At 71.5% G+C, this 22,237-nt stretch carries 18 protein-coding genes; 10 read left to right on the top strand and 8 right to left on the bottom strand.

The annotated features are described in order from the left end of the window. Window positions 1–139: 139 nt before the first annotated feature. Window positions 140–1,441 carry an NYN domain-containing protein gene (locus tag IF02_RS0111520; protein WP_030155955.1) on the bottom strand — a complete coding sequence of 434 codons (1,302 nt, stop codon included), beginning with the start codon at window positions 1,439–1,441 and terminating at the stop codon, window positions 140–142. Window positions 1,442–1,673: 232 nt separating this feature from the next. Between IF02_RS0111520 and IF02_RS35150 the strand changes: the two genes are divergently transcribed. Continuing rightward, window positions 1,674–1,841 carry a hypothetical protein gene (locus IF02_RS35150; RefSeq protein ID WP_182508677.1) on the top strand — a complete coding sequence of 56 codons (168 nt, stop codon included), beginning with the start codon at window positions 1,674–1,676 and terminating at the stop codon, window positions 1,839–1,841. A 106-nt stretch (window positions 1,842–1,947) separates the two neighbouring features. On the opposite strand, the gene dnaE is transcribed toward IF02_RS35150, so the two are convergent. Continuing rightward, on the bottom strand, window positions 1,948–5,490 hold the full coding sequence (gene dnaE / locus IF02_RS0111530) for a DNA polymerase III subunit alpha (protein ID WP_030155956.1): 3,543 nt from the start codon (window positions 5,488–5,490) through the stop codon (window positions 1,948–1,950). 170 nt (window positions 5,491–5,660) lie between these two features. Between dnaE and IF02_RS0111535 the strand changes: the two genes are divergently transcribed. The 5 genes from IF02_RS0111535 to IF02_RS0111555 all read left to right on the top strand — a co-directional run bounded on the left by IF02_RS0111535 (window position 5,661) and on the right by IF02_RS0111555 (window position 11,582). Further along, complete coding sequence (locus tag IF02_RS0111535) at window positions 5,661–6,986, top strand: DUF2252 domain-containing protein (RefSeq protein WP_030155958.1); 1,326 nt, start codon at window positions 5,661–5,663, stop codon at window positions 6,984–6,986. A gap of 94 nt (window positions 6,987–7,080) precedes the next feature. Beyond that, complete coding sequence (locus IF02_RS0111540; RefSeq protein ID WP_030155960.1) at window positions 7,081–7,770, top strand: hypothetical protein; 690 nt, start codon at window positions 7,081–7,083, stop codon at window positions 7,768–7,770. Between the two features lie 56 nt (window positions 7,771–7,826). Then, on the top strand, window positions 7,827–8,621 hold the full coding sequence (locus IF02_RS0111545; RefSeq protein ID WP_030155962.1) for a thioredoxin domain-containing protein: 795 nt from the start codon (window positions 7,827–7,829) through the stop codon (window positions 8,619–8,621). A 118-nt stretch (window positions 8,622–8,739) separates the two neighbouring features. Beyond that, entirely contained in the window at window positions 8,740–10,404 is a 1,665-nt protein-coding gene (locus IF02_RS0111550; RefSeq protein ID WP_030155964.1) for an alkaline phosphatase D family protein, read from the top strand. A gap of 233 nt (window positions 10,405–10,637) precedes the next feature. Further along, window positions 10,638–11,582 carry a zinc metalloprotease gene (locus IF02_RS0111555; RefSeq protein ID WP_030155966.1) on the top strand — a complete coding sequence of 315 codons (945 nt, stop codon included), beginning with the start codon at window positions 10,638–10,640 and terminating at the stop codon, window positions 11,580–11,582. 86 nt (window positions 11,583–11,668) lie between these two features. On the opposite strand, the gene IF02_RS0111560 is transcribed toward IF02_RS0111555, so the two are convergent. Further along, complete coding sequence (locus tag IF02_RS0111560; RefSeq protein ID WP_030155968.1) at window positions 11,669–12,247, bottom strand: dienelactone hydrolase family protein; 579 nt, start codon at window positions 12,245–12,247, stop codon at window positions 11,669–11,671. A gap of 56 nt (window positions 12,248–12,303) precedes the next feature. On the opposite strand from IF02_RS0111560, the gene IF02_RS0111565 reads away from it, so the two are divergent. Further along, complete coding sequence (locus IF02_RS0111565; protein WP_051696149.1) at window positions 12,304–13,356, top strand: mechanosensitive ion channel family protein; 1,053 nt, start codon at window positions 12,304–12,306, stop codon at window positions 13,354–13,356. 77 nt (window positions 13,357–13,433) lie between these two features. Here the strand turns inward: IF02_RS0111565 and IF02_RS0111570 are convergent, their stop codons facing one another. Together IF02_RS0111570 and IF02_RS0111575 are read right to left on the bottom strand one after the other, a co-directional pair. Then, on the bottom strand, window positions 13,434–14,834 hold the full coding sequence (locus tag IF02_RS0111570) for a sensor histidine kinase (RefSeq protein WP_030155971.1): 1,401 nt from the start codon (window positions 14,832–14,834) through the stop codon (window positions 13,434–13,436). After that, on the bottom strand, window positions 14,831–15,553 hold the full coding sequence (locus IF02_RS0111575; RefSeq protein ID WP_051696150.1) for a response regulator transcription factor: 723 nt from the start codon (window positions 15,551–15,553) through the stop codon (window positions 14,831–14,833). Before IF02_RS0111575 ends, IF02_RS0111570 begins: the two co-directional genes overlap by 4 nt. Window positions 15,554–15,826: 273 nt before the next feature. On the opposite strand from IF02_RS0111575, the gene IF02_RS0111580 reads away from it, so the two are divergent. From IF02_RS0111580 to IF02_RS0111590, 3 genes are all read left to right on the top strand, one after another. Beyond that, entirely contained in the window at window positions 15,827–16,687 is an 861-nt protein-coding gene (locus IF02_RS0111580) for an IS5 family transposase (protein ID WP_030155975.1), read from the top strand. 67 nt (window positions 16,688–16,754) lie between these two features. Then, window positions 16,755–17,963, top strand: a complete 1,209-nt coding sequence (locus IF02_RS0111585; RefSeq protein WP_051696151.1) for a UDP-N-acetylglucosamine--N-acetylmuramyl-(pentapeptide) pyrophosphoryl-undecaprenol N-acetylglucosamine transferase — start codon at window positions 16,755–16,757, stop codon at window positions 17,961–17,963. Beyond that, the gene (locus IF02_RS0111590) at window positions 17,960–18,976 is read left to right on the top strand and encodes an SDR family NAD(P)-dependent oxidoreductase (protein ID WP_030155978.1); all 1,017 of its coding nucleotides are present in this window, start codon (window positions 17,960–17,962) and stop codon (window positions 18,974–18,976) included. The genes IF02_RS0111585 and IF02_RS0111590 overlap by 4 nt, the downstream gene beginning before the upstream one ends. A gap of 19 nt (window positions 18,977–18,995) precedes the next feature. Here the strand turns inward: IF02_RS0111590 and IF02_RS0111595 are convergent, their stop codons facing one another. From IF02_RS0111595 to IF02_RS0111605, 3 genes are all read right to left on the bottom strand, one after another. Next, window positions 18,996–20,588: a Na+/H+ antiporter gene (locus IF02_RS0111595; protein WP_030155979.1), complete on the bottom strand. Its 1,593-nt coding sequence runs from the start codon at window positions 20,586–20,588 to the stop codon at window positions 18,996–18,998. A gap of 223 nt (window positions 20,589–20,811) precedes the next feature. Beyond that, window positions 20,812–21,279 carry a GNAT family N-acetyltransferase gene (locus IF02_RS0111600; RefSeq protein ID WP_030155980.1) on the bottom strand — a complete coding sequence of 156 codons (468 nt, stop codon included), beginning with the start codon at window positions 21,277–21,279 and terminating at the stop codon, window positions 20,812–20,814. Beyond that, window positions 21,276–22,217: an RluA family pseudouridine synthase gene (locus IF02_RS0111605; RefSeq protein WP_030155981.1), complete on the bottom strand. Its 942-nt coding sequence runs from the start codon at window positions 22,215–22,217 to the stop codon at window positions 21,276–21,278. Before IF02_RS0111605 ends, IF02_RS0111600 begins: the two co-directional genes overlap by 4 nt. Between the last annotated feature and the right edge of the window lie 20 nt (window positions 22,218–22,237).

The following is a 22,237-nucleotide window of genomic DNA, read 5'->3' on the forward strand; positions in this document are numbered from 1 at the left end:
TGTGCTGATGCTGTGCCCGTACTCACGAGGGAGCAGCCTACGCGGCTTTCGTCCGGCAACCGCCGGGAGGTGCCCCCGACGCCCCGCTCGGCGCCGATGGGCACGCCCTGCCCGCGCCCTGCCGCGCCCTGCCCGCGCTTTACCCGGCCGCCGGCCCCGTCGGTCCCGCGGGCACGGCGGAGGGGGCGCGATCGACGTGCTCGGCGGCCGCGCGGACGTCGATCTCCCGCCAGAACCCGGCCCGGATGGCGTAGCGGTCGTGCTCGTCGATCTGGTCGTCCTTGTGCGCGAGCAGCCCGAACCGGGCGGCGTAGCGCAGCAGCTCCCCGTCGATGCGGTGCGGGATCCGCGGGTACATCGTGGCGAGTTTCTGCAGGTGGACGGTTTCAGGGAGGCGTTCCATCCAGCGCCGGGCGAACACCTGGCCGACCTCGAAGGGGTCGCCGCCGACGGTGGTGATGTCCTCTTCGCGGTCCGCCCAGCGCTGCTCCGCGCTGGTGAGCTGGGCGAGGGTGGGCAGCGAGGCGGTCTCGGCGGGCTCGCCCAGCGGTCCGGCCCGGTCGATCCAGCCCTTGTCGGAGGACCAGCGCAGGGCGCTGCCGGCCGGGGGCTGGGCGCTGACGTGGGCGTGGCCGCCCGCGGGGCCGGGCTGCTGGCCGGGGGCGCGCAGCGAGCCGGCGAGGTCCTTGGGCGTGGGTACGGTCTTGCCGCCGGCGGCGGGGGCGGGCACGGGGGCGCCGCCGCCCTCGGGCTCGGCGGGGGCGGGGGCCGCGGCTCCGTTGGCGCCGGCGCTGCGGGCGGCCTCGGCGAGGGCCGCCTCGGGCAGCGGGGCGGAGAGGATGGCGGCGATCTCGGGGCGCGGCGCGGGCGGCGGCGCGCACAGTCCGGCGAGGTCCTTGGCGCGGACGGCCCGGGTGATCCAGGCCCGGTCCAGGACGCGGCGCTCGTCGGCCTCGGCGACGAGGTCCTCGGACTGGTTGTAGTCGCCGTCGGCGGCCTGTACGGCCCACAGGTGGACGGCGACCCCGTGTTCCTTGGCGGACATCAGGCCGGGCAGCAGGTCCCCGTCGCCCGTGACGAGTACGACGTCGGAGCAGGCGCGGTTGCGGGCCAGCTCGGTGAGCTCGGCGTGCATGGCGGCGTCCACGCCCTTCTGCGCCCAGCGGCCGTCGCTGCGGGTCAGGGCGCCCAGGCGGACGGTGACGCGGGGCATGACGCGCAGCCGCCGGTGCTCGGGCTGGGGTACCCGGTCGGGTGCGCCGTCGAACCAGTAGATGCGCAGCAGGGGCTGCTCGGTGTCGGCCTCGGCGCGCTCGCGCAGGCCCTGGATGAGGGCGGCATGGTCGACGGTGATGCGGGAGCGGGAGGGCTCCCCGGCGAGAAGACTGGCGGCGGCGCCCAGCAGATAGCCGGCGTCCACCAGGACGACGCAGCGGTCCACGCGTACCACCCTCTTCCCTGGGGATCCTCTGTGTGTGTCGCGGGTTCCCCGAGTCTGCCCGACCTCAAGGGTGTTGACGGCCGGAACTCGATCATCGGCGTGGCGGATCTTTCACCCGCACCGGGGGGAGGGGCGGGCGACTACACGCAGTAAAGATCCAAAATGCGCGGTTTGTGGCGCCGTGTGAGGGTGAAGGCGGTCCTGGCCCCTAGACCCTCACGGAGGCTCCACCATGGCCAAGAACAAGAACCGCCAGCACGAACAGAAGCAGCAGCCCCGCTCGTCGGCACAGGATCCGTCGAAGAGCTCGACGGAATCGGTGTCCGAGCCCTCGGGCGGCTCCCCGAGTCCGATGGACATGGCTCGCAAGGGCAAGCAGAAGAAGTTCGGCCACAACTGACGCCTCCGCGAGCACCACGCACGAGGGCGCGCCCAGAGCTCTGGGCGCGCCCTTCTTCACGTCCGGCTACGGGCGGGGGCCGGTACGAGGGCCCCCGCGACCGGCGTCATCCGGCCAGGCAGGACGGCCCGAGGAGCACCTTGAGGTCGCCGAAGAGCGCCGGGTCGGGCTGCACCCGGTGCTTGTCGAGGCGCAGCACGGTGGTGGACCGCGGTCCCTGGAGCTTGATCCGGACCTCGGTGTTGCCCTTGTGGTGCCGCAGGATCTCGCCCAACCGGGTGACCATCGGAGGAGTGACCTTGACCGTCGGGATGGTGAGGACGACGGGTGCGTTCGTCCCGGCCGAGGAGAGGTCGGGAACCATCATCTCCATGGCGACGAGCCGGGGGACGTCCTCGCGCTTGTCGAGGCGGCCCTTGACGAAGACGACGGTGTCCTCGACCAGCTGGGTGGAGACGAGCTGGTACGTCGCGGGGAAGAACATGCACTCGATGGATCCGGCGAGGTCCTCGACGGTGGCGATGGCCCAGGCGTTGCCCTGCTTGGTCATCTTGCGCTGGAGGCCCGAGATGATGCCGCCGATGGTGACGACGGCGCCGTCGGAGTGCTCGCCGCCGGTCAGCTGGGAGATGCCGGCGTCCGTCTTGTCGGACAGGACGTGCTCCAGGCCGAAGAGCGGGTGGTCGGAGACGTACAGGCCGAGCATCTCGCGCTCCTGGGCGAGCAGGTAGGACTTCTCCCACTCCACGTCGGAGAACTCGACGTCGAGGCCGAAGCCGGGCTCGTCGCTCGCGCCCTCGTCACCCATTCCGCCGAAGAGGTCGAACTGGCCCTCGGCCTCCTTGCGCTTGACCGCGACCACGTTGTCGATCATCGATTCGTGGTGGGCGACCAGGCCCTTGCGGGTGTGGCCCATCTCGTCGAAGGCGCCGGCCTTGATCAGCGATTCGACGGTGCGCTTGTTGCAGACGACGGCCTCGACCTTGTCCAGGAAGTCGGGGAAGGTGGAGTACTTCCCCTTCGCCTTCCTGGTCTTGATGATCGACTCGACGACGTTCTGGCCGACGTTGCGCACCGCGGTCAGCCCGAAGAGGATCACGTCGTCGCCCTGGGCCGCGAAGTTCGGCTCGGACTCGTTGACGTTCGGCGGGAGCACCTTGATGCCCATGCGCCGGCACTCGTTCAGGTAGATCGCGGACTTGTCCTTGTCGTCCTTGACCGAGGTGAGCAGGCCCGCCATGTACTCGGCCGGGAAGTTCGCCTTGAGGTAGGCGGTCCAGTAGGAGACCAGGCCGTACGCGGCCGAGTGGGCCTTGTTGAAGGCGTAGCCGGCGAAGGGGACCAGGACGTCCCACAGGGCCTTGATCGCCTGGTCGCTGAAGCCCTTGCTCCTGGCGCCCTCCTCGAAGATGACGAAGTTCTTCGCCAGCTCCTCCGGCTTCTTCTTGCCCATCACGCGGCGCAGGATGTCGGCCTCGCCGAGCGAGTACCCGGCGATGATCTGGGCGGCCTTCTGGACCTGCTCCTGGTAGACGATGAGGCCGTAGGTGACCGCGAGCACCTCTTCGAGCGGCCCCTCCAGCTCCGGGTGGATCGGGGTGATCTCCTGCTGCTTGTTCTTGCGCAGGGCGTAGTTCGTGTGCGAGTTCATGCCCATCGGGCCCGGCCGGTACAGGGCCGAGACGGCGGAGATGTCCTCGAAGTTGTCGGGCTTCATCAGGCGCAGCAGGGAGCGCATGGGCCCGCCGTCGAACTGGAAGACGCCGAGGGTGTCGCCGCGGCCGAGCAGTTCGAAGGTCTTGGGGTCGTCGAGCGGGAGGGCCAGGAGATCGATGTCGATCCCCTTGTTGGCCTTCACCATCTTGACGGCGTCGTCCATGATCGTGAGGTTGCGCAGGCCGAGGAAGTCCATCTTCAGCAGGCCGAGCGATTCGCAGCTCGGGTAGTCCCACTGGGTGATGGTGACGCCGTCGGTGTGCCGCACCCAGACGGGTACGTGGTCGGTGATCGTCTCGCTGGACATGATCACGCCGGCCGCGTGCACGCCCATCTGGCGGACCAGGCCCTCCACACCGCGCGCGGTGTCGATGACCTTCTTGACGTCCGGCTCGTTCTCGTACATCCCGCGGATCTCGCCGGCCTCGCCGTAGCGGGGGTGCTGCGGGTCGAGGATGCCGGAGAGCGGGATGCCCTTGCCGAGGACGTCGGCGGGCATGGCCTTGGTGAGCCGGTCGCCCATGGCGTACGGGTAGCCCAGCACGCGCGCGGAGTCCTTGATCGCGTTCTTGGCCTTGATGGTGCCGTACGTGCCGATCATGGCGACCTTGTCGGCGCCGTACTTCTCGGTCACGTACCTGATCACCTCGACGCGCCGACGCTCGTCGAAGTCGATGTCGACATCGGGCATGGAGACGCGCTCGGGGTTCAGGAACCGCTCGAAGATCAGGCCGTGGGTGAGCGGGTCGAGGTCGGTGATGCCCATGGCGTACGCGACGATCGATCCGGCCGCGGAGCCTCGGCCCGGGCCCACCGCGATGCCCTGGTTCTTGGCCCACATGATGAAGTCGGCGACCACGAGGAAGTAGCCCGGGAAGCCCATCGAGATGATCGTGTCCATCTCGTACTCGGCCTGCTTCATCCGGTCGTCCGGGATGCCCCCGGGGTAGCGGCGGTGCATGCCCCGCATGGTCTCCTCGCGGAACCAGCTGACCTCGGTGTGACCCTCCGGGATGTCGAACTTCGGCATCAGGTTCCGGAACTTGAACATGCCCTCGGTGTCGATCTGGTCCGCGACCAGCTTCGTGTTGGCGCAGCCCTCCTGCCAGGCGTCCGAGGAGTCGATGGCGTACATCTCGTCCGTGGACTTCAGGTAGTAGCCGGTGCCGTCGAAGCGGAAGCGGTCCGGGTCCGAGAGGTTCTTGCCGGTCTGGATGCAGAGCAGGGCGTCGTGGGCGCCGGCCTCGCTGGCGTACGTGTAGTGCGAGTCGTTCGTGACCAGCGGCGGGATGCCGAGCTTCTTGCCGATCTCCAGCAGCCCGTCGCGGACCCGGCGCTCGATCTCGATGCCGTGGTCCATCAGCTCCAGGAAGTACCGGTCCTTGCCGAAGATGTCCTGGTACTCGGCGGCCGACTTCAGGGCCTCGTCGAACTGGCCGAGGCGAAGGCGCGTCTGCAGCTCGCCGGAGGGGCAGCCGGTGGAGGCGATGAGCCCCTCGGACCACTTGGAGATGGTCTCCTTGTCCATGCGCGGCCACTTCGTGAGCCAGCCCTCGGCATAGGCGTCGGAGGACAGCCGGAAGAGGTTGTTCAGCCCGGTGGCGTTCGCCGCCCAGATCGTCTTGTGGGTGTAGCCACCGGAACCGGACACGTCGTCGCGCTTCTGGTGGGGCTGGCCCCACTGGATGCGCCGCTTGTTGCGCCGGGACTCGGGAGCCACGTACGCCTCGATGCCGATGATCGGCGTGACCCCGGCCTTCTGGGCGGTGTGGAAGAAGTCGTACGCACCGTGCAGGTTGCCGTGGTCGGACATGGCGATGTGCGTCATGCCCATCTCATTGCACGCGTTGAACATGTCCTTCAGCCGCGCGGCACCGTCCAGCAGCGAGTACTGGGTGTGGACGTGCAGGTGCGTGAACGGCGGCTTGGTCACGGCGGGAGGCTCCTGACGGTGGGGGCGGCGGCAGCTATGAATCCTACGTCCCGGGAATGACAGATCACGGGCACTGCGGGGTACGGTCGGGCGTTGCAGAACCAGGACGACCCACCCGACGTCCAGTCGGTCAGAACCTGTACCAGCCCGTGCACCAGGAGGCACCCGCCATGGCGGTCCCCGAGACGACGAACGAGCAGCGCGCCGAGCAGATACTCGATGTGTTCGACACCGCATTCGGTGAGCTGCTCGCCGCCGACCCCGCGGCGTTCCAGGTCAAATTCCGCAAGATGGCGGCCTCGGCCTTCGCCTTCTACCGCGGAACGGCCTGCCTCTTCTACGCCGACCTGGAGCGCGACCGGCACGGCGGGCCCTACCTGGACGAGCGGACCGGCCGGGTCTGGATCCACGGCGACCTGCACGCCGAGAACTTCGGCACGTACATGGACGCCACCGGCCGCCTGATCTTCAACGTCAACGACTTCGACGAGGCGTACGTCGGCCCCTTCACCTGGGACCTGAAGCGGTTCGCGGCCTCCGTCGCCCTGATCGGCTACACCAAGGCGCTCAGCGACGAGCAGATCAGCGAGCTGGTGCGGACCTACGCGGGCGCCTACCGGGAGCGGATCCACCGCCTGGCCACCGGCGCCAAGAACGAAGAGGTGCCCTCCTTCACGCTGGACACCGCCGAGGGGCCGCTGCTGGGCGCCCTGCGCTCGGCCCGCTCCCGCACCCGCTTCTCCCTGCTGGACTCGATGACCGAGATCCGGGACTACGAGCGGCGCTTCACCTCCGGGGGCGGCTCGATCGAGCTGGACGCGGCCACCCGCTACAAGGTGCTCGCCGCCTTCGACGGGTACCTGGAGACCCTCCCCGACGAGTCCCTGGTCCGGCCCGACTCCTACCGGGTCAAGGACGTGGTGGGCCGCCGCGGCGTCGGGATCGGCTCGGCCGGCCTGCCCTCGTACAACATCCTGCTGGAGGGGCACAGCGACGCCCTGGAGAACGACGTCGTGATCTACCTCAAGCAGGCGCAGACCCCCGCGGTGTCCCGGCACATCACCGACCGGGCCGTGCGGGACTACTTCCGGCACGAGGGCCACCGCACGGTGATCTCCCAGCGCGCCCTGCAGGCGCACGCCGACCCGTGGCTGGGCTGGACCGAGCTGGACGGCTCCGGCCAGCTGGTGGCCGAGGTCTCGCCGTACGCGGTGGACCTGGACTGGTCGGACCTGGACGAACCGGAGGAGATCGCGGCCGTCGTCGCGGACCTGGGCCGGGCGACGGCGACCATGCACGCGTCGGCCGACGAGGCCGAGAGCGGGCACTCCCTGGTGCCGTTCTCCACCGAGCGGGCCATCGACGCGGCGATCGCCGCCGACGAGGAGGGCTTCTCGGAGCTCCTGGTCGACTTCGCGCACGCGTACGGGGCCCGGGCGCGCGCCGACCACCAGATCTTCGTGGACCTGTTCCGCAACGGCCGCATCATGCATTGAGCATTGTCATGCAGTGAGCACTTTCGGCCGCGGTCCCCGGACTGCACGGGACCGGGGACCCGTTTTCACAGGGACACGTGGCAGACTCGCGGCGATGGACATATCGAGGGCAGGGCTGAGAGGGCTGCGGGCCGCGCTGTTCAGCGCGCTCGTCGTGCTGCTCTCGGCCGGCTCGCACGTCCTGATGTCCCGCGTCCCGCTGCCCCCCGCCCTCGTGGCCGGCGCCTTCGCCGGGGTGTTCCTGCTCACGTACGCGCTGGCCGGCCGCGAGCGGGGCTTCGGCCCCATCGCCGCGCTGCTGGTTCCGCTGGAGCTGGCCGCCGACACGGTCTTCACCGCCGGGCAGCACGTCTGCTACGGCCCGGCCGGCGGGCCCGTCGCCGGGCCGCTGCGGGCGCTCGGCCTCGACGCGCTGTGCGGCGGCCCGCCGCTGGGCGGCCCGCTGGCCGAGGTGCCCGGAGCCGTCCCCGACGCGGTGGCCCTGCTGGCCTCGCCCGGACCCTGGACCCCGTGGCTGCTGCTCGGCGCCCACGTCTCGGTCGGGCTGCTCGCCGCGGCCTGGCTGCGGTACGGGGAGCGCGCGCTGGGCCAGCTGCTGCGCGCGGTGGCGGCCCTCGCCTTCCGGCCGCTGCTGCTGGCCGCGGCCTCGGTGACGGCCGCTTTCGGCCCGGTGCGGCGGATACCGCGCCCGGCCCTTGCGGGCGCGGGGGCCCGTACCCGCTTCCCCGCCCATTCCGTGGGACGCCGGGGACCTCCCGTACGCGGCGCGCTCGTCTGCGCCTGACCACCCCGCGTACGTCGGTCCCCCTTTTCCTCGAGTCACACCCCACGGAGATCACCATGAGTTCACGCAACAGCCAGGCGAACAAGGCGGCGGCCCGCGAGCGGCTGCGCGCCGAGCGCGAGAAGCAGGCCAAGAAGGACAAGGCGCGCCGCCAGGTGCTGGTGGCCGGCGCCGTCGTCGCCGTCCTGGCGCTGGCCGGCGGCGTTGGCTACGCGGTCGTACAGGCCAACCAGCCGGGCGAGTGGGACAAGGCCGCCGACGCGACGCTGGTCGCCCCGAAGAACACCACGGGCGACAACGGCACCACGGTCGTCATAGGCAAGGCCGACGCCAAGAAGACCCTCGAGCTCTACGAGGACGCGCGCTGCCCGATCTGCTCCCAGTTCGAGCAGGCCGTGGGCCCGCAGATCAAGAAGGACGTCGACGCCGGCAAGTACAAGATCCAGTACATCGGCGCCACCTTCCTCGACAAGGGCTTCGGCGGCAGCGGTTCGAAGAACGCGCTGAGCGCGCTGGGCGCGGCCCTGAACGTGAGCCCCGAGGCGTTCCTGGAGTACAAGACCGCCCTGTACACCAAGGAGAACCACCCGGAGGAGCGCGACGACAAGTTCAGCAAGGACGACTACCTGCTGAAGATCGCGGACCAGGTGCCGGCGCTCAAGGGCAACGCCGAGTTCAAGAAGGCCGTCGAGGACGGCACGTACAACCGCTGGGCGATCGAGATGTCGAAGGTCTTCGACAAGAGCGGCCAGAAGGGCACGCCGTCGCTGAAGATGGACGGCAAGACGATCGACATCAAGATGACGCCGGAGGAGTTCACGGCCGGGATCGACAAGGCCATCGCGGGCTGATCGACCCGACCGCGGCATACCGGCCGGAGGAACAGGCAGGCGAACTCCGAGAGTTCGCCTGCCTGTTGCCTTCCCAGGGGTGTACCAGCGGTTATACCCGTCAGTAATATGCCGGTCCGTGACCAGTCATCTCCCCTCCCCCACCGCGGCAACTCCGCGCCGCCGTACGGTCGTCAAGGCCGCTGCGGCCACCGCCGCCCTCGCGCCCTTCGCGACGGCCGCCCTGGGCATCTCGCCCGCGTCCGCGGCCTCGAACGGGCCCGCCTTCCTGCACGGCGTCGCCTCCGGCGACCCGCTGCCCGACGGGATCCTGCTGTGGACCCGCGTCACCCCGACCCCCGAGGCCGTGCCCGGCTCCGGCGTCGGCCCGGCCACCCAGGTGGCCTGGGAGGTGGCCGAGGACAAGGCCTTCTCCCGGATCGCGGCGAGCGGCTCCGTCACGGCGACCGCCGCCACCGACCACACGGTCAAGGCGGACGTCCGCGGACTGCGGCCGCAGACCCCGTACTTCTACCGGTTCACCGCCGGCGGCGCCGTCTCCCCGGTCGGGCGCACCCTGACCGCCCCGGGCCACGACGCGACGACCCCCGGGGTCCGCTTCGGCGTGGTCTCCTGCGCCAACTGGGAGGCCGGCTACTTCTCGGCCTACCGCCACCTGGCCGCCCGCAGCGACCTGCACGCGATCCTGCACCTCGGCGACTACATCTACGAGTACGCGAACGGGGCCTACCCCGAGGCGAAGTACGTCGTACGCGCGCACGAGCCGCGGCACGAGATCCTCACCCTCGCCGACTACCGGACCCGGCACGGCAAGTACAAGACCGACGCCGACCTCCAGGCGCTGCACGCCGCGCACGCGATCGTCGCGATATGGGACGACCACGAGTTCGCCAACGACGCCTGGTCGGGCGGCGCGGAGAACCACACCCCGGGCGCCGAGGGCGACTGGGCGGCCCGCGCGGCCGCCGCCAAGCAGGCGTACTTCGAGTGGATGCCGGTCCGCACCTCCACGGCCGGCACCGTCTACCGGCGGCTGCGCTTCGGCAACCTCGCCGACCTGCACCTGCTGGACCTGCGCACCTTCCGCTCCCAGCAGGCCAAGATAGGCAGCGGCGCGGTCGACGACCCCGAGCGCACCATCACCGGCCGGGCGCAGCTGGACTGGCTCAAGTCGGGCCTCGCGAACTCGAACGCGACCTGGAAGCTGGTCGGGACCTCGGTCATGATCTCGCCGGTGGCCTTCGGCTCGCTGCCCGCGCACCTGCTGGCGCCGCTGGCGAAGCTGCTGGGCCTGCCCGAGGGCGGACTCGCGATCAACGTGGACCAGTGGGACGGCTACACGGACGACCGCAAGGAGCTGCTGACCCACCTGAAGGACCAGAACATCAAGAACACGGTCTTCCTCACCGGTGACATCCACATGGCGTGGGCGAACGAGGTCCCGATGAACATGGCGACGTATCCGGGCTCGGGTACGGCGGCCACCGAGTTCGTCGTGACGTCGGTGACCTCCGACAACATCGACGACCTCCTGCACGTGCCGGCGGACACCGCGTCCCTCGTAGCGGAGGCGGCGATCAAGGCCGCCAACTGGCACGTGAAGTGGCTGGACATGGACGCACACGGCTACGGGGTGCTGGACGTGACGGCCGAGCGTTCGCAGATGGACTACTACGTGGTGTCCGACAAGCGGAATCCGGCCGCCACCACCGCGTGGGCCCGTTCGTACCGCACGCCGAACGGCACGCAGAAGGTGGAGCGGGCGTACCAGCCGGTGGGCTGACGATCTTCTGACTGTATGTCAATTCTGTTGTGCGGAGGGGCGTCCGGTGCAGACCAGGCGCCCCTTCCGCATCAGAAGCAACAAATCTTTTACGTAAAGGGCTTGCTCAGTGCATGACATGGACACATAAGATTCGCGCCAGCGTGAGGAAATCCCTCACCCCCCACCACGCTTCGCGAGGAGTCAACGTGCGCGCCTCCGCCCGCATATCCCCCATGCTCCGCCGCCGCCTCATGGGTACGGCCGTTCTGGCCGGAACCCTGGCGTTCGCCCCGCTCACGGCCCCCACGACCGTGGCTGCGGCGCCCAAGACCGGCGCCGAGGCCTGTGCCGACGCCGGCACCGCCTCCGCCAACGCCCGGGTCGCCCGCCCGAAGGACCAGCACGCGGCCGACCCCAACGAGGTGACGGACGCCCAGGTCAAGGCCATGGACGCCGACCTGGCCAAGAAGAGCGCCGAGCTCGGCCCGCAGCGCCAGATGCGTGCCGCCGAGGTCACCGCCGCGACGACCATCCCGGTCTACGTCCACGTCATCACCTCCGGCACCGCCGGCAAGCTGACCGCCACGGACGTCAACAACCAGATCGCGGTCCTCAACGCCGCGTACAGCGGCAAGGGCACCGGCAACGTCGACTCGGGCTACCAGTTCTCGCTGGTCTCCACCGACTACACCGACAACGCCGCCTGGTACAACGTCTCGGACGGCACCCAGGCCGAGAAGGACATGAAGAACGCCCTGCGCAAGGGCGGCGCGAACGCGCTCAACCTCTACACCGCCAACCTCGGCGGCGGCCTGCTCGGCTGGGCGACCTTCCCGAGCTCCTACGCCTCGCAGCCCAAGATGGACGGCGTGGTCATCCTCAACACCTCGCTGCCGGGCGGCTCCGCCGCCAACTACAACGAGGGCGACACCGGCACCCACGAGGTCGGCCACTGGATGGGCCTCTACCACACCTTCCAGGGCGGCTGCTCGGGCAGCGGTGACTCCGTCTCCGACACCCCTGCCGAGAAGAGCGCCGCGTTCGAGTGCCCGACCGGCCGTGACAGCTGCACCAACAAGACGGGCGTCGACCCGATCCACAACTTCATGGACTACACGTACGACTCCTGCATGTACCAGTTCACCGCGGGCCAGGTGTCCCGCATGAAGAGCATGTGGAGCGCGTACCGCGGCTGATCACCGCGTGAAGCGTCGAGGGGCGGGGCACGCGGTTCGTGCCCCGCCCCTCACCGTTTTCCCCGGGCCCGCGCCCGAGCCCGCTCCTACAGGGAGTCGAGGAAGGCGAGCGCGGCCTTCCAGGTCTGCTCCGCGGCCTCCGCGTCGTAGTCGTCGAGGTCCGGATCCGTGAACAGGTGCCCGGCACCCGGGTAGCGGTGCACCTCCACGTCCGCACCCGCGCGCCGCATCCGCAGGTACCAGGCCGTCAACCAGTCGTGCGGCTCGAACGGGTCCGGATCCGCGATGTGCAGCTGCACCGGCAGTTCGTCGACGGCGGTGTCCTCCTCCAGGTCCGCCGTCCCGTGCAGGAGCAGCAGCCCGCGCGCCTTCTCGTCGGCCAGGGCCAGGTGCTGGGCGACGGAGCCGCCGAAGGAGAAGCCCGCGTAGACCAGGCCCTGGTCGGAGTAGGGGGCGGAAGCCAGCACCGCGCGCTTGAGCAGCTCGTCGCGGCCGATCTCGTCCCGGTGTGCCATGCCCTCCTCGACGGTCTCGAAGGTGCGCCCCTCGAAGAGATCCGGCACCTGGACCTGGTGACCCGCCGCGCGCAGCCGGTCGGCCGCCGCGTGCACCGCGGGCCGCAGCCCGTACGTCGAATGGAAGAGCACGATGTTCATGCACCCCATCGTGCCATTCGTCGAACGGGAGGGGCCGAGGGCTCGTTCCGGTTACGTTGACGTGCATGGACACGGACACCGTTCTGCGCCCGATCGCCGTCGTCGGCGGCGCCCTGGTCGTCACCCTGCTCGCCGGTTGGCTGCTGGACCTGCTGCTGCGCCGCGCCGACGCCCGGCACAGCGAGACCCCGCTGTGGGGGCTGCTGCGCCACTGCCGCCTGCCGTTCCAACTCGTACTGTGCACGACGCTGCTGTACGGATCCCACCGGCGGATGGGAATCGCGCCGCAGTACGTCTTCGCCGTGGGCCGCGCCCTGACCCTCGTACTGATCGGGTCGGCGGCGTGGCTGCTGGTGCGCATCGCGACGGCGGTCGTGGACTCCTCGTACGCCCGTTACGCGGCCCGGAACCCGGACGGCGCCCGGGTGCGGCGGGTCCGCACCCAGGTGACGCTGATCCACCGCGTGGTCACGGCGGTGGTCGTGGTGGTCGCGGTGGCGGCGATGCTGCTCACCTTCCCGCCGATGCGGGCGGTGGGCGCCTCGATGCTGGCGTCGGCGGGCGTGCTCGGCATCGTGGCGGGCATCGCGGCCCAGTCCTCGCTGGGCAACCTGTTCGCCGGACTGCAGATCGCCTTCGGCGACACGGTGCGGATCGGGGACACGGTCGTCGTGGACAAGGAGTGGGGGACGGTCGAGGAGATCACCCTGACCTTCCTGGTCGTCCGCACCTGGGACGAGCGGCGGATCACGATGCCTGTGTCGTATTTCACAGGGAAGCCGTACGAGAACTGGTCGCGCGGCGGCGCCCAGATGACCGGAACGGTCTTCTGGCACCTGGACCACAGCGCACCGCTGGACCTGATGCGGGAGCAGCTCCAGGGGATCCTGGAGGAGATCCCGGAATGGGACGGACGCACCGCGAGCCTCGCGGTCACGGACACGACCCCGCACACCATCCAGGTCCGGGCGGTGGTCACGGCGAAGGACGCGACGGACATCTGGACGGTCCGCTGCCAGGTCCGCGAGCGCCTGATCACCTGGCTCCTGGCCCACCACCCGTACGCCCTGCCCCGCATCGCCACCTCCCCGGCGGACCCGCGCCCGGAAGCGTCCTGACGGCCGGAACCCGGGCCAGGGGCGGGGGCCAGGGGCGGGGGCCAGGGGCAGAGCCAAGGGCAGGGGCAGGGCCAGGGTCAGAACGTCAGGCGGAACAGGGCGCCGCCGCCCGGGGCCGGCTCGGCCACGAGCTCCGCGGCGTGTGCCCGGGCGATCTGGCGGGCCATCGCGAGCCCCAGCCCCGAGCCCGGCAGGGCCCGCGCCGCGCCGGCCCGGTAGAAGCGGTCGAAGACGTACGGCAGGTCCTCGGCCTCGATGCCGGGCCCGTGGTCCCGTACCGTCAGCTCCGCCCGGCCGCCGGCGGAGCCCGGCGACACCAGCTCCACCTCCACCGGAGCCCCCGCGGGGCTGAACTTCGCCGCGTTGTCCAGCAGGTTCGACACCAGCCGGGTCAGCCGCGCCGGCACCCCCGGCACCACCACCGCCTCCGCCCCCCGGACGCGCACCCGCACCGGGACCGACGGCCAGTGCGCCCGGGCCGCCTCCGCGCAGTGCTCCACCAGCGGAGCCAGCCGTACCTGTTCCACCAGCGGCTGCGGCTCCTCGTCCCGGGCCAGCTCGATCAGGTCGTTCACCAGCCCCGTCACCTCCCTCAGCTGCCGCCCCAGCGCGAGCGAAGCCCGCTCGCGCTGCTCCGCCGTCAGCCGCTCCCCGCGCGCCAGCAGCTCCGCGTTGGTCCGCAGGGCCGTCAGCGGGGTCCGCAGCTCGTGCGAGGCGTCGGCGACCAGCCGCCGCTGCGCCGTCACCGACTGCTCCAGCTCGCCCAGCATGGTGTTGAAGCTCCCGGCCAGCCGTGTGATCTCGTCCTCCCTCCCCGGCGGCGGCAGTTCGATCCGGTGCCGCGGGTCCCGCGTCGCCGCGATCCGCTCGGCGGTGGCCGTGAGCCGGGTCACCGGGGCCAGACCGGTCCGCGACACCCAGTACCCGAGCCCGGCGGCGACCAGCACCCCGGCCGCGCCGATCAGCCCCAGCCACCACGCCGCCTCCTCGATCCCGTCCTCGACGGTGTCGGCCCGCAGCGCCACCTGGAGCGCCCGCCCCTTCGCGTAGTCGGTGGTGAGCATCCGCGTCGGGTGCCCCGCGTGCACGATGTCCGTGTAGAACGGCGCGTGCCGCCCCGCCGCCACCGCCCGCGTCGCGCCGTCCACCGGCAGCAGGTAAGCGGTCGCCGGGTCGTTCGCCGGGTCGGCCGGCACCACCTCCGCGCAGGCGGGCGCCGCCAGGAACCGGCACTCCCCGGCCAGGGTGTCCGGTCCGGAGTCCGGGTTGCGCTGCGCCGCGAGCCGCGCGGACTGGGTCAGGCTCAGGTTCAGCTGCTCGTACAGGGCGCTCCGTACGACGAAGAACGCCGCCGTGCACACCCCGACCGCGACCAGCGCCACCGCCGCGGTGACCGCCAGCGCCAGCCGGGTCCGCAGCGGCCGGCGTCTGCGCCAGGGCGCCCCGAGCCGGCGCCGGCCCCGCCCGGCGGCACTCACGCCGGGCCCAGCCGGTAGCCGACCCCGTGGACGGTGTGCACCAGCCGCGGCTCGCCGCCCGCCTCCAGCTTCCGCCGCAGGTAGCCGACGTACACGGCGAGGGAATTGGAGTCCGGTCCGAAGTCCCGCCCCCACACCAGCTCCAGGATCAGCTCCCGCGGCAGCACCTGCCCGGGGTGGCGCAGGAGCAGCTCCAGCAGCGCCGCCTCGGTCCGGCTGAACTCCAGCGGCCGCCCGCCGCGCCTGCCGGTGCGCGTCTCGGGGTCCAGTACGAGGTCCGCGAACCCGAGTACGGCCGTACCGGCGGGATCGGGCGCGGCCCGCCGCAGCAGGGCCCGGACCCGGGCCACCAGCTCGTCCAGCGCGAACGGCTTGACCAGGTAGTCGTCGGCGCCCGCCTCCAGGCCGTCGACCCGCTCGCTCACCGAGTCCAGCGCGGTCAGGACGAGTACGGGCGTACGGTCGCCCAGGGCCCGCAGCCGGCGGCAGACCCCGAGCCCGTCGAGCACGGGCATCATCACGTCGAGCACCACCGCGTCGGGCTGCCAGCCCGCGACCTCCGACAGCGCGGCCAGCCCGTCGCCGGCTCCCCGTACCTCGTACCCCTCGACGGCCAGCCCGTCCTGGACGGCGGCCCGTACCTCGGGCTCGTCGTCCACGACCAGGATCCGCTGCGCACTCGTACCGCTCGTACCGGTCGTGCTGCTCGTGCTGCTCATGGGGCAAAGCCTGCCAAAGAGTTCTGAGAGAACCTCTTAGAGGTCGTTTTAACCTTGACCGTCCTGTTTTGATGTGAATTTCAAGATGGTCGGTCGTGGTGCGGTCGTGGCCACATATGCAGTTGATGACTGTGGGCCGGGTGGGGTGACCGGTGGGGCGGGATGGGTCTTGTTCCCGTCTCATTCCAGGATGTCCGGCCGTTGGTGGCCCGTGCTTCTGGTGTCGCAGCTGTGCGCCTGGGCGCACTCGGTCCGTGGCAGTACGCCGGATTCATGACGACGCGACGTCCGTATCCGAGTGACTTGTCCGATGCGCGCTGGGAGTTGATCGAGCCGGTACTGTCCGCGTGGCGCTTCGAGCGCCGCGGCCGGGCTCTGGACTTCGGCCGGCCACCGCGGCATGACCTGCGCGAGATCATGAACGCGATCCTCTACGTGGACCGCACCGGCTGCCAGTGGGCCTACCTCCCGCATGACTTCCCGCCGCACCAAAGCGTCTACGGCTACTTCGCCAGATGGGCGGAGGAGGGGATATTTGCCCAGCTCAACGGCCTTCTACGACAACTTCTCCGCGAGAAGGAAGGACGGGACGCGGAGCCCTCCGCCTGCGTGATCGACGCACAGAGCGTCAAGACCTCCACCAGCGTCCCCGCCGCAAGCCAGGGCATCGACGCCGGCAAGAAAATCGCGGGCCGCAAACGAAGCATCATCACCGATACGCTCGGCCTCCTCCTCACAGTGCTGGTCACCGCGGCCAGCGTCCAGGACTCCGTCGCCGGCACCCGCCTCATCGACCGCGTCGCCGCCGACCACCCCGGCATCCGCAAGGTGTGGGTCGACGGCGGCTACCGCCAGCACCTCGTCGAGCACGCCGCCACCCTCGGCATCGACATGGAAATCACCGCCCGCAAGCCCGGGACCAGGGGCTTCACCCCGATCCCGAAACGCTGGGCGGTCGAGAGAACCTACGGCTGGCTCATGCTCCACCGCCGCCTGGCCCGCGACTACGAAACCCTGCCCACCCGCTCCGAAGCCATCATCCACATCGCCATGACCGACCTCATGGCTCGCCGCCTCACCGGCGAGAACACCATCTCCTGGCGCGACCCAAGAAATCCACGAACCACCCCATAACGGGATGAAACAGCGGGATAAAACGACCTCTTAGAACGTTCTTAGGGCGCACCGGAAGGCTGCGCCCATGACCAGACAAGGCATACGAGGCACACGAGACGCGCAAGGAATTCCGCCCCTGTCCGTCGTGATCGGCGCGGGCGGCACCGGCGGCCACATCTACCCCGGGCTCGCCCTCGCCGAGGCGCTGCGCGCGGCCGTCCCGGATGCCGTGGTCTCGTTCATCGGGACCGAGCGGGGCCTGGAGACCGAGCTGATCCCGGCCGCCGGGTACCGCCTGCACACCGTCGACATGATCCCGTTCGACCCCTCGCTCGGCGCGAAGCGCTACCTGCTGCCCGCCGCGCTGCTGCGCTCCGCCGGGCAGGCGCGCTCGGTGATCCGGGCCCAGGGCGCGCACGCCGTCGTGGGCATGGGCGGCTACCCGAGCGCGCCGGCCGTGCTGGGGGCCCGGATGGCCGGGCTGCCGGCCGTCATCCACGAGTCCAACGCGGTGCCCGGGCGCGCCAACCAGTTCGCGGCCCGGCTCACCCCGCACATGGCCGTGGCCTTCGAGCGCAGCCGGGCCCATCTGGCGGGCGGGGCGCACGCGCTGACCACCGGAATGCCGATCGCGGCGGCCCTCGCGCGGCTGGCCGGGCTGACCCGGCCGGAGCGCGCGGCCCTGCGCGCCGAGGCCCGGCGGGCCCTGCACGTCCCCGACGGGCGCCGCCTGGTCGTCTTCAACGGCGGCAGCCTGGGCGCCGCCCGCCTCACCGCGGCCGCCGTCGGGCTGGCCGGGCTCTGGCAGGGGCGGGACGACGTCCAGCTGCTGATCAAGACGGGGCCGCGGGCGCTGCCCGACACCGCCGCCGATCTCGCCGCCTGCGACGGGCAGCGGATCGCCCGGGCCGTGCCGTACCTGGACCGGATGGACCTCGTGTACGCGGCCGCCGACCTGGTGGTGTGCCGGGCCGGGTCCGCGACGGTCGCGGAGCTGGCGGCGACCGGGGTCCCGGCCGTGCTCGTCCCGTACCCGCACGCCCCCGGCGACCACCAGACCCACAACGCCCGGGTCCTCGTCGACGCGGGCGCGGGCCTGCTGCTGCCGGACGCCGCGACCACCGCCGACCAGCTGACGGTGCTGCTCGGCCCGCTGCTGGCCGACCCGGCCCGGCTGGCCGCGATGGCCGGCGCCGCCGACCCCGGCCCGCACGCCCGGGCCGCCGAACTGCTGGCCGCGGAGGTCCTCCGCGTGGCCGGCTTCGTCCCCTCCCCCACCCTGGAGCACATGTGAACACGCAGACGAACGCCGTGAACCCCTGGGCCGGCCGCACGGTCCTGGTCACCGGAGCCGAGGGGTTCATCGGGTCCACCCTGGTCGACCTGCTGGTGGCGCGCGGCGCCCGGGTCCGCGCCTTCGTCCACTACAAGCCGTACGCGGAGAAGGGCCACCTGGCGCGGTACCTCGCGGATCCCGGGGGACCGGTGGAGATGTGGGCGGGCGACATCCGCGACGCGGGCCGGGTCAGCGACGCGGTGCAGGGCTGCGACACCGTGTTCCACCTGGCGGCGCTGATCGGGATCCCGTACAGCTACGCCTCGCCGGGCGCGTACGTGCAGACGAACGTGACCGGTACGGAGAACATGGCGGAGGCCTGCCGCCGGCACGGGGTGCGGCGGCTGGTGCACACGTCCACGAGCGAGGTCTACGGCACGGCGCTGACGGCCCCGATCGCGGAATCGCATCCGCTCCAGCCGCAGTCCCCGTACTCGGCGTCGAAGATCGGCGCGGACATGATGGCGCTGTCGTTCCACCACGCGTTCGAGCTGCCGGTGACGGTGGTCCGGCCGTTCAACACGTACGGCCCCCGGCAGTCGGCGCGGGCCGTGATCCCGACGATCCTGGCGCAGCTGCACGCGGGCGCGCGGGAGGTCCGCCTGGGCTCGCTCTCCCCGACCCGGGACTTCACGTACGTGACGGACACGGCGGAGGGCTTCCTCGCGGTGGCGGAATGCGACCGGGCGCTGGGCGAGGTGGTCAACCTCGGCACGGGCGAGGAGATCTCGATCGGCGACCTGGCGCGGGCCCTCATCGAGGCTTCGGGCCGGGACGCCGAGGTGGTCGTGGACGCGTCCCGCCTGCGCCCGGCGGGCAGCGAGGTCCACCGCCTGCTGTCGGACAACTCCCGCGCCCGGGACTGGGCGGGCTGGAAGCCGCAGGTCCCGCTGGCGGAGGGGCTGTCCCGCACATCGGACTGGATCGCCTCGAACCTGGACCTCTTCGCCCCGTCCCGCTACCAGGTCTGAGCGGCCGGGCCGGACTCCGCTAACTACTGCGCAGGCTGCGGACGTCCAGGTGGCGCAGGACCCGGTCCACGATCTCCGGGTCCGCGCCGGGCTCGCTGCGCGCGGCCAGCACCTCGTGCCGAGCCGCCGACATCATCTCCCGCTGGATCCGCTGGACGTCCCGGATCCGCTCCACCCGCTTCGCGTACGCCTCCCGCCGCTCCTCGTCCACCATCTCGGGGCTGATCCTGGCCCCCACGTCGTACGCCCGCCGGTAGAGCACCTCCACCAGGTCCTCCGGGAGGTCCTCCACCTCCTCGATCTCCTTCAGCCTCCGCTTCGCGGCCTTCGCCGCGCGGATCGCCAGCTGCCGCTCCGTCTCCCGCTCGGCGTCCTCGTCGGCCTCCACGCCCAGCAGGCGCACCAGCCACGGCAGCGTCAGCCCCTGGCAGACCAGCGTCACCATGATCACGGCGAAGGCGATGAAGATGATCTGGTCCCGCCCCGGGAACGGCGCCCCGCCCTCCACTTTCAGCGGGATGGCCAGCGCCAGCGCCACCGAGGCCACCCCGCGCATCCCGGCCCACCACATCACCACGCTCTCCCGCCAGCTCAGCGGGATCTCCTCGTCGTAGTCGCGCCGCGTGTGCAGCCGCTTGGCCAGCCACCCGGCCGGCAGCAGCCACAGCAGCCGTACGCCGACCACCACCGCGGTCACGGCGGCCGCCCACCCCGCCATCTCCCACTCGCGGCCGGCCGCGACGCCGAACACGTTGTGCAGCTCCAGCCCGATCAGCCCGAACGCCACCCCCGTGACCAGCATGTCCACGACCTCCCAGAACGTGTGCCCGGCGAGCCGTCCCAGCACGTCGTCCGCGTCGGAGGCGTACTCCGCGAGGAACAGGGCCGTCGTCAGCACCGCCAGCACGCCCGACCCCTGGAGCTCCTCGGCCACCACGTACGACACGAACGGCACGAGCAGCGTCAGCCCGATCTGGAGCGTGGCGTCGCCGAGCCGCCCCATGAGCGCGTTGGTCGCCCAGCCCAGACCGAGCCCGACGGCGACGGCGACCACGGCGGAGAGCACGAACTCCCCCAGCGCGTCCGGCCAGGAGAAGCTGCCGCTGACGGCGGCGGAGATGGCCACGTGGTAGAGCACGATCGCGGTGACGTCGTTGAACAGGCCCTCGCCCTCCAGGATCGACACCATGCGGCGCGGCAGCCCGAGCGCTCCGGCGACGGCGGTCGCGGCGACGGGGTCGGGCGGGGCCACGAGCGCGCCGAGCGCGACCGCGGCGGCGAGCGGCAGCCCGGGGACGACGGCGTTCGCGACGGCGGCGACCGCGGCGGTGGTGACGAAGACGAGGGCCACGGCGAGCAGGAAGATGGGCCGGACGTTGGCGGCGAACTGCCGCCAGGAGGTGCGCTGCGCCGAGGCGTAGAGCAGCGGGGGCAGGACGAGCGGCAGGATGAACTCGGGCGGGATGTCGACGTTCGGCACGGCCGGGACCAGCGCGAGCGCGACCCCGCCGATGGTCATCAGGACGGGCGCGGGCAGCCCGAGCCGGTCCCCGAGCGGGACGCTGACCACGGCCCCGAGCAGCAGTACGAACAGCAGAGCAAGCTGATCCACTCCCCCACCCTGCCAGGCCGCTGCCGCTGGGCCGCGCGGTCGGAAGGCCGCATCCGCGTGTCGGCACTCCACCCGGGCGAGCCCGTACCGGACGCTGCCCCGCACGCCGATCGCAGACGGGGCACGATGCGGCCGAAGCCGTCCGCCGGGCAGGAGTCGGGTGCGTCGAGGGGCGCGGAGGCAGGGCCACGGCCGCGCGGCACCGGTCCCCGCCCGGCCAGGGCTACGGCAGGGTGCGCCTCATGGCGCGGTGCGGGATCCCCGCGTCTTCGAACTCCGGGCCGTAGGCCACGTACCCGAGCCGCTCGTAGAAGCCGAGCGCGTGCGTCTGCGCGCCCAGGTCCACGGCGGACAGGCCCAGCCGGCCGGCCTCCGCCTCGATCGCCCGCACCAGCGCCACGCCGACGCCCAGCCCGCGTGCGGCCTTGCGTACGGCGAGGCGCCCCAGCGAGCCGACCGTCGGGTCGCCGCCCGTCTTGCCCAGCGCCGCCGGCCCGTGCAGCAGCCGGCCGGTGCCGAGCGGCTCCCCGTCCGGCGCCACGGCCAGTACGTGCACCGCGACGGCGTCGTACGCGTCGTACTCGATCGATTCCGGCACGGACTGCTCGACCACGAACACCTCGGTCCGCACGGCGAAGCACGCCGCCAGGTCGGCCTCCCCCTCGGCCACCCGGACGGCGAAGGCCGTCACTCGCTCTCCGCCCGGATCACGTCCAGCGCGTGCTGCAGGTCCGCCGGGTAGGTGCTCTCGAACTCCACCCACTGACCGTCCGCCGGGTGCTCGAACCCGAGCCGCACGGCGTGCAGCCACTGCCGGGTCAGGCCCAGCCGCTTCGCCACGGTCGGGTCGGCGCCGTACGTGAGGTCGCCGACGCACGGGTGCCGGTGCGCGGACATGTGCACGCGGATCTGGTGCGTACGCCCGGTCTCCAGCTTGATGTCGAGCAGCGAGGCCGCGCGGAAGGCCTCGATCAGGTCGTAGTGGGTGACGGAGGGCTTGCCCTCCTGGATCACGGCCCACTTGTAGTCCGCGCTGGGGTGGCGGCCGATGGGCGCGTCGATCGTGCCGCTCATCGGGTCCGGGTGGCCCTGTACGAGCGCGTGGTAGCGCTTGTCCACGACCCGCTCGCGGAACTGGTTCTTCAGCGAGGTGTACGCACGCTCCGACTTGGCGACGGCCATCAGGCCGGACGTGCCGACGTCGAGGCGGTGCACGATGCCCTGGCGCTCGGACGCGCCGGAGGTGGAGATCCGGTAGCCGGCGGCGGCGAGGCCGCCGATGACGGTGGTGCCGGTCCAGCCGGGGCTCGGGTGGGCGGCGACGCCCACCGGCTTCATGATGACGACGATGTCGTCGTCGTCATGGACGATCTCCATGCCCGGGACCGGCTCGGCGACGAGCTCGACCGGCCGCGGCGGCGCGGGCATCTCGACTTCGAGCCAGGCGCCACCGTGCACGCGCTCGGACTTCCCGACGACGCTGCCGTCGACCGACACCTTCCCCGCGGCGGCGAGCTCGGCCGCCTTCGTCCGGGAAAAACCGAACATACGGGCGATGGCGGCGTCCACGCGCTCGCCTTCGAGGCCATCGGGAACGGGCAGGGTGCGGATCTCGGGAATCGTACTCACCTGTCGAGTATGCAGGACTC

Origin of the sequence: Streptomyces sp. NRRL S-244 (genome assembly GCF_000717915.1) — a bacterium.
Lineage (GTDB): Bacteria > Actinomycetota > Actinomycetes > Streptomycetales > Streptomycetaceae > Streptomyces.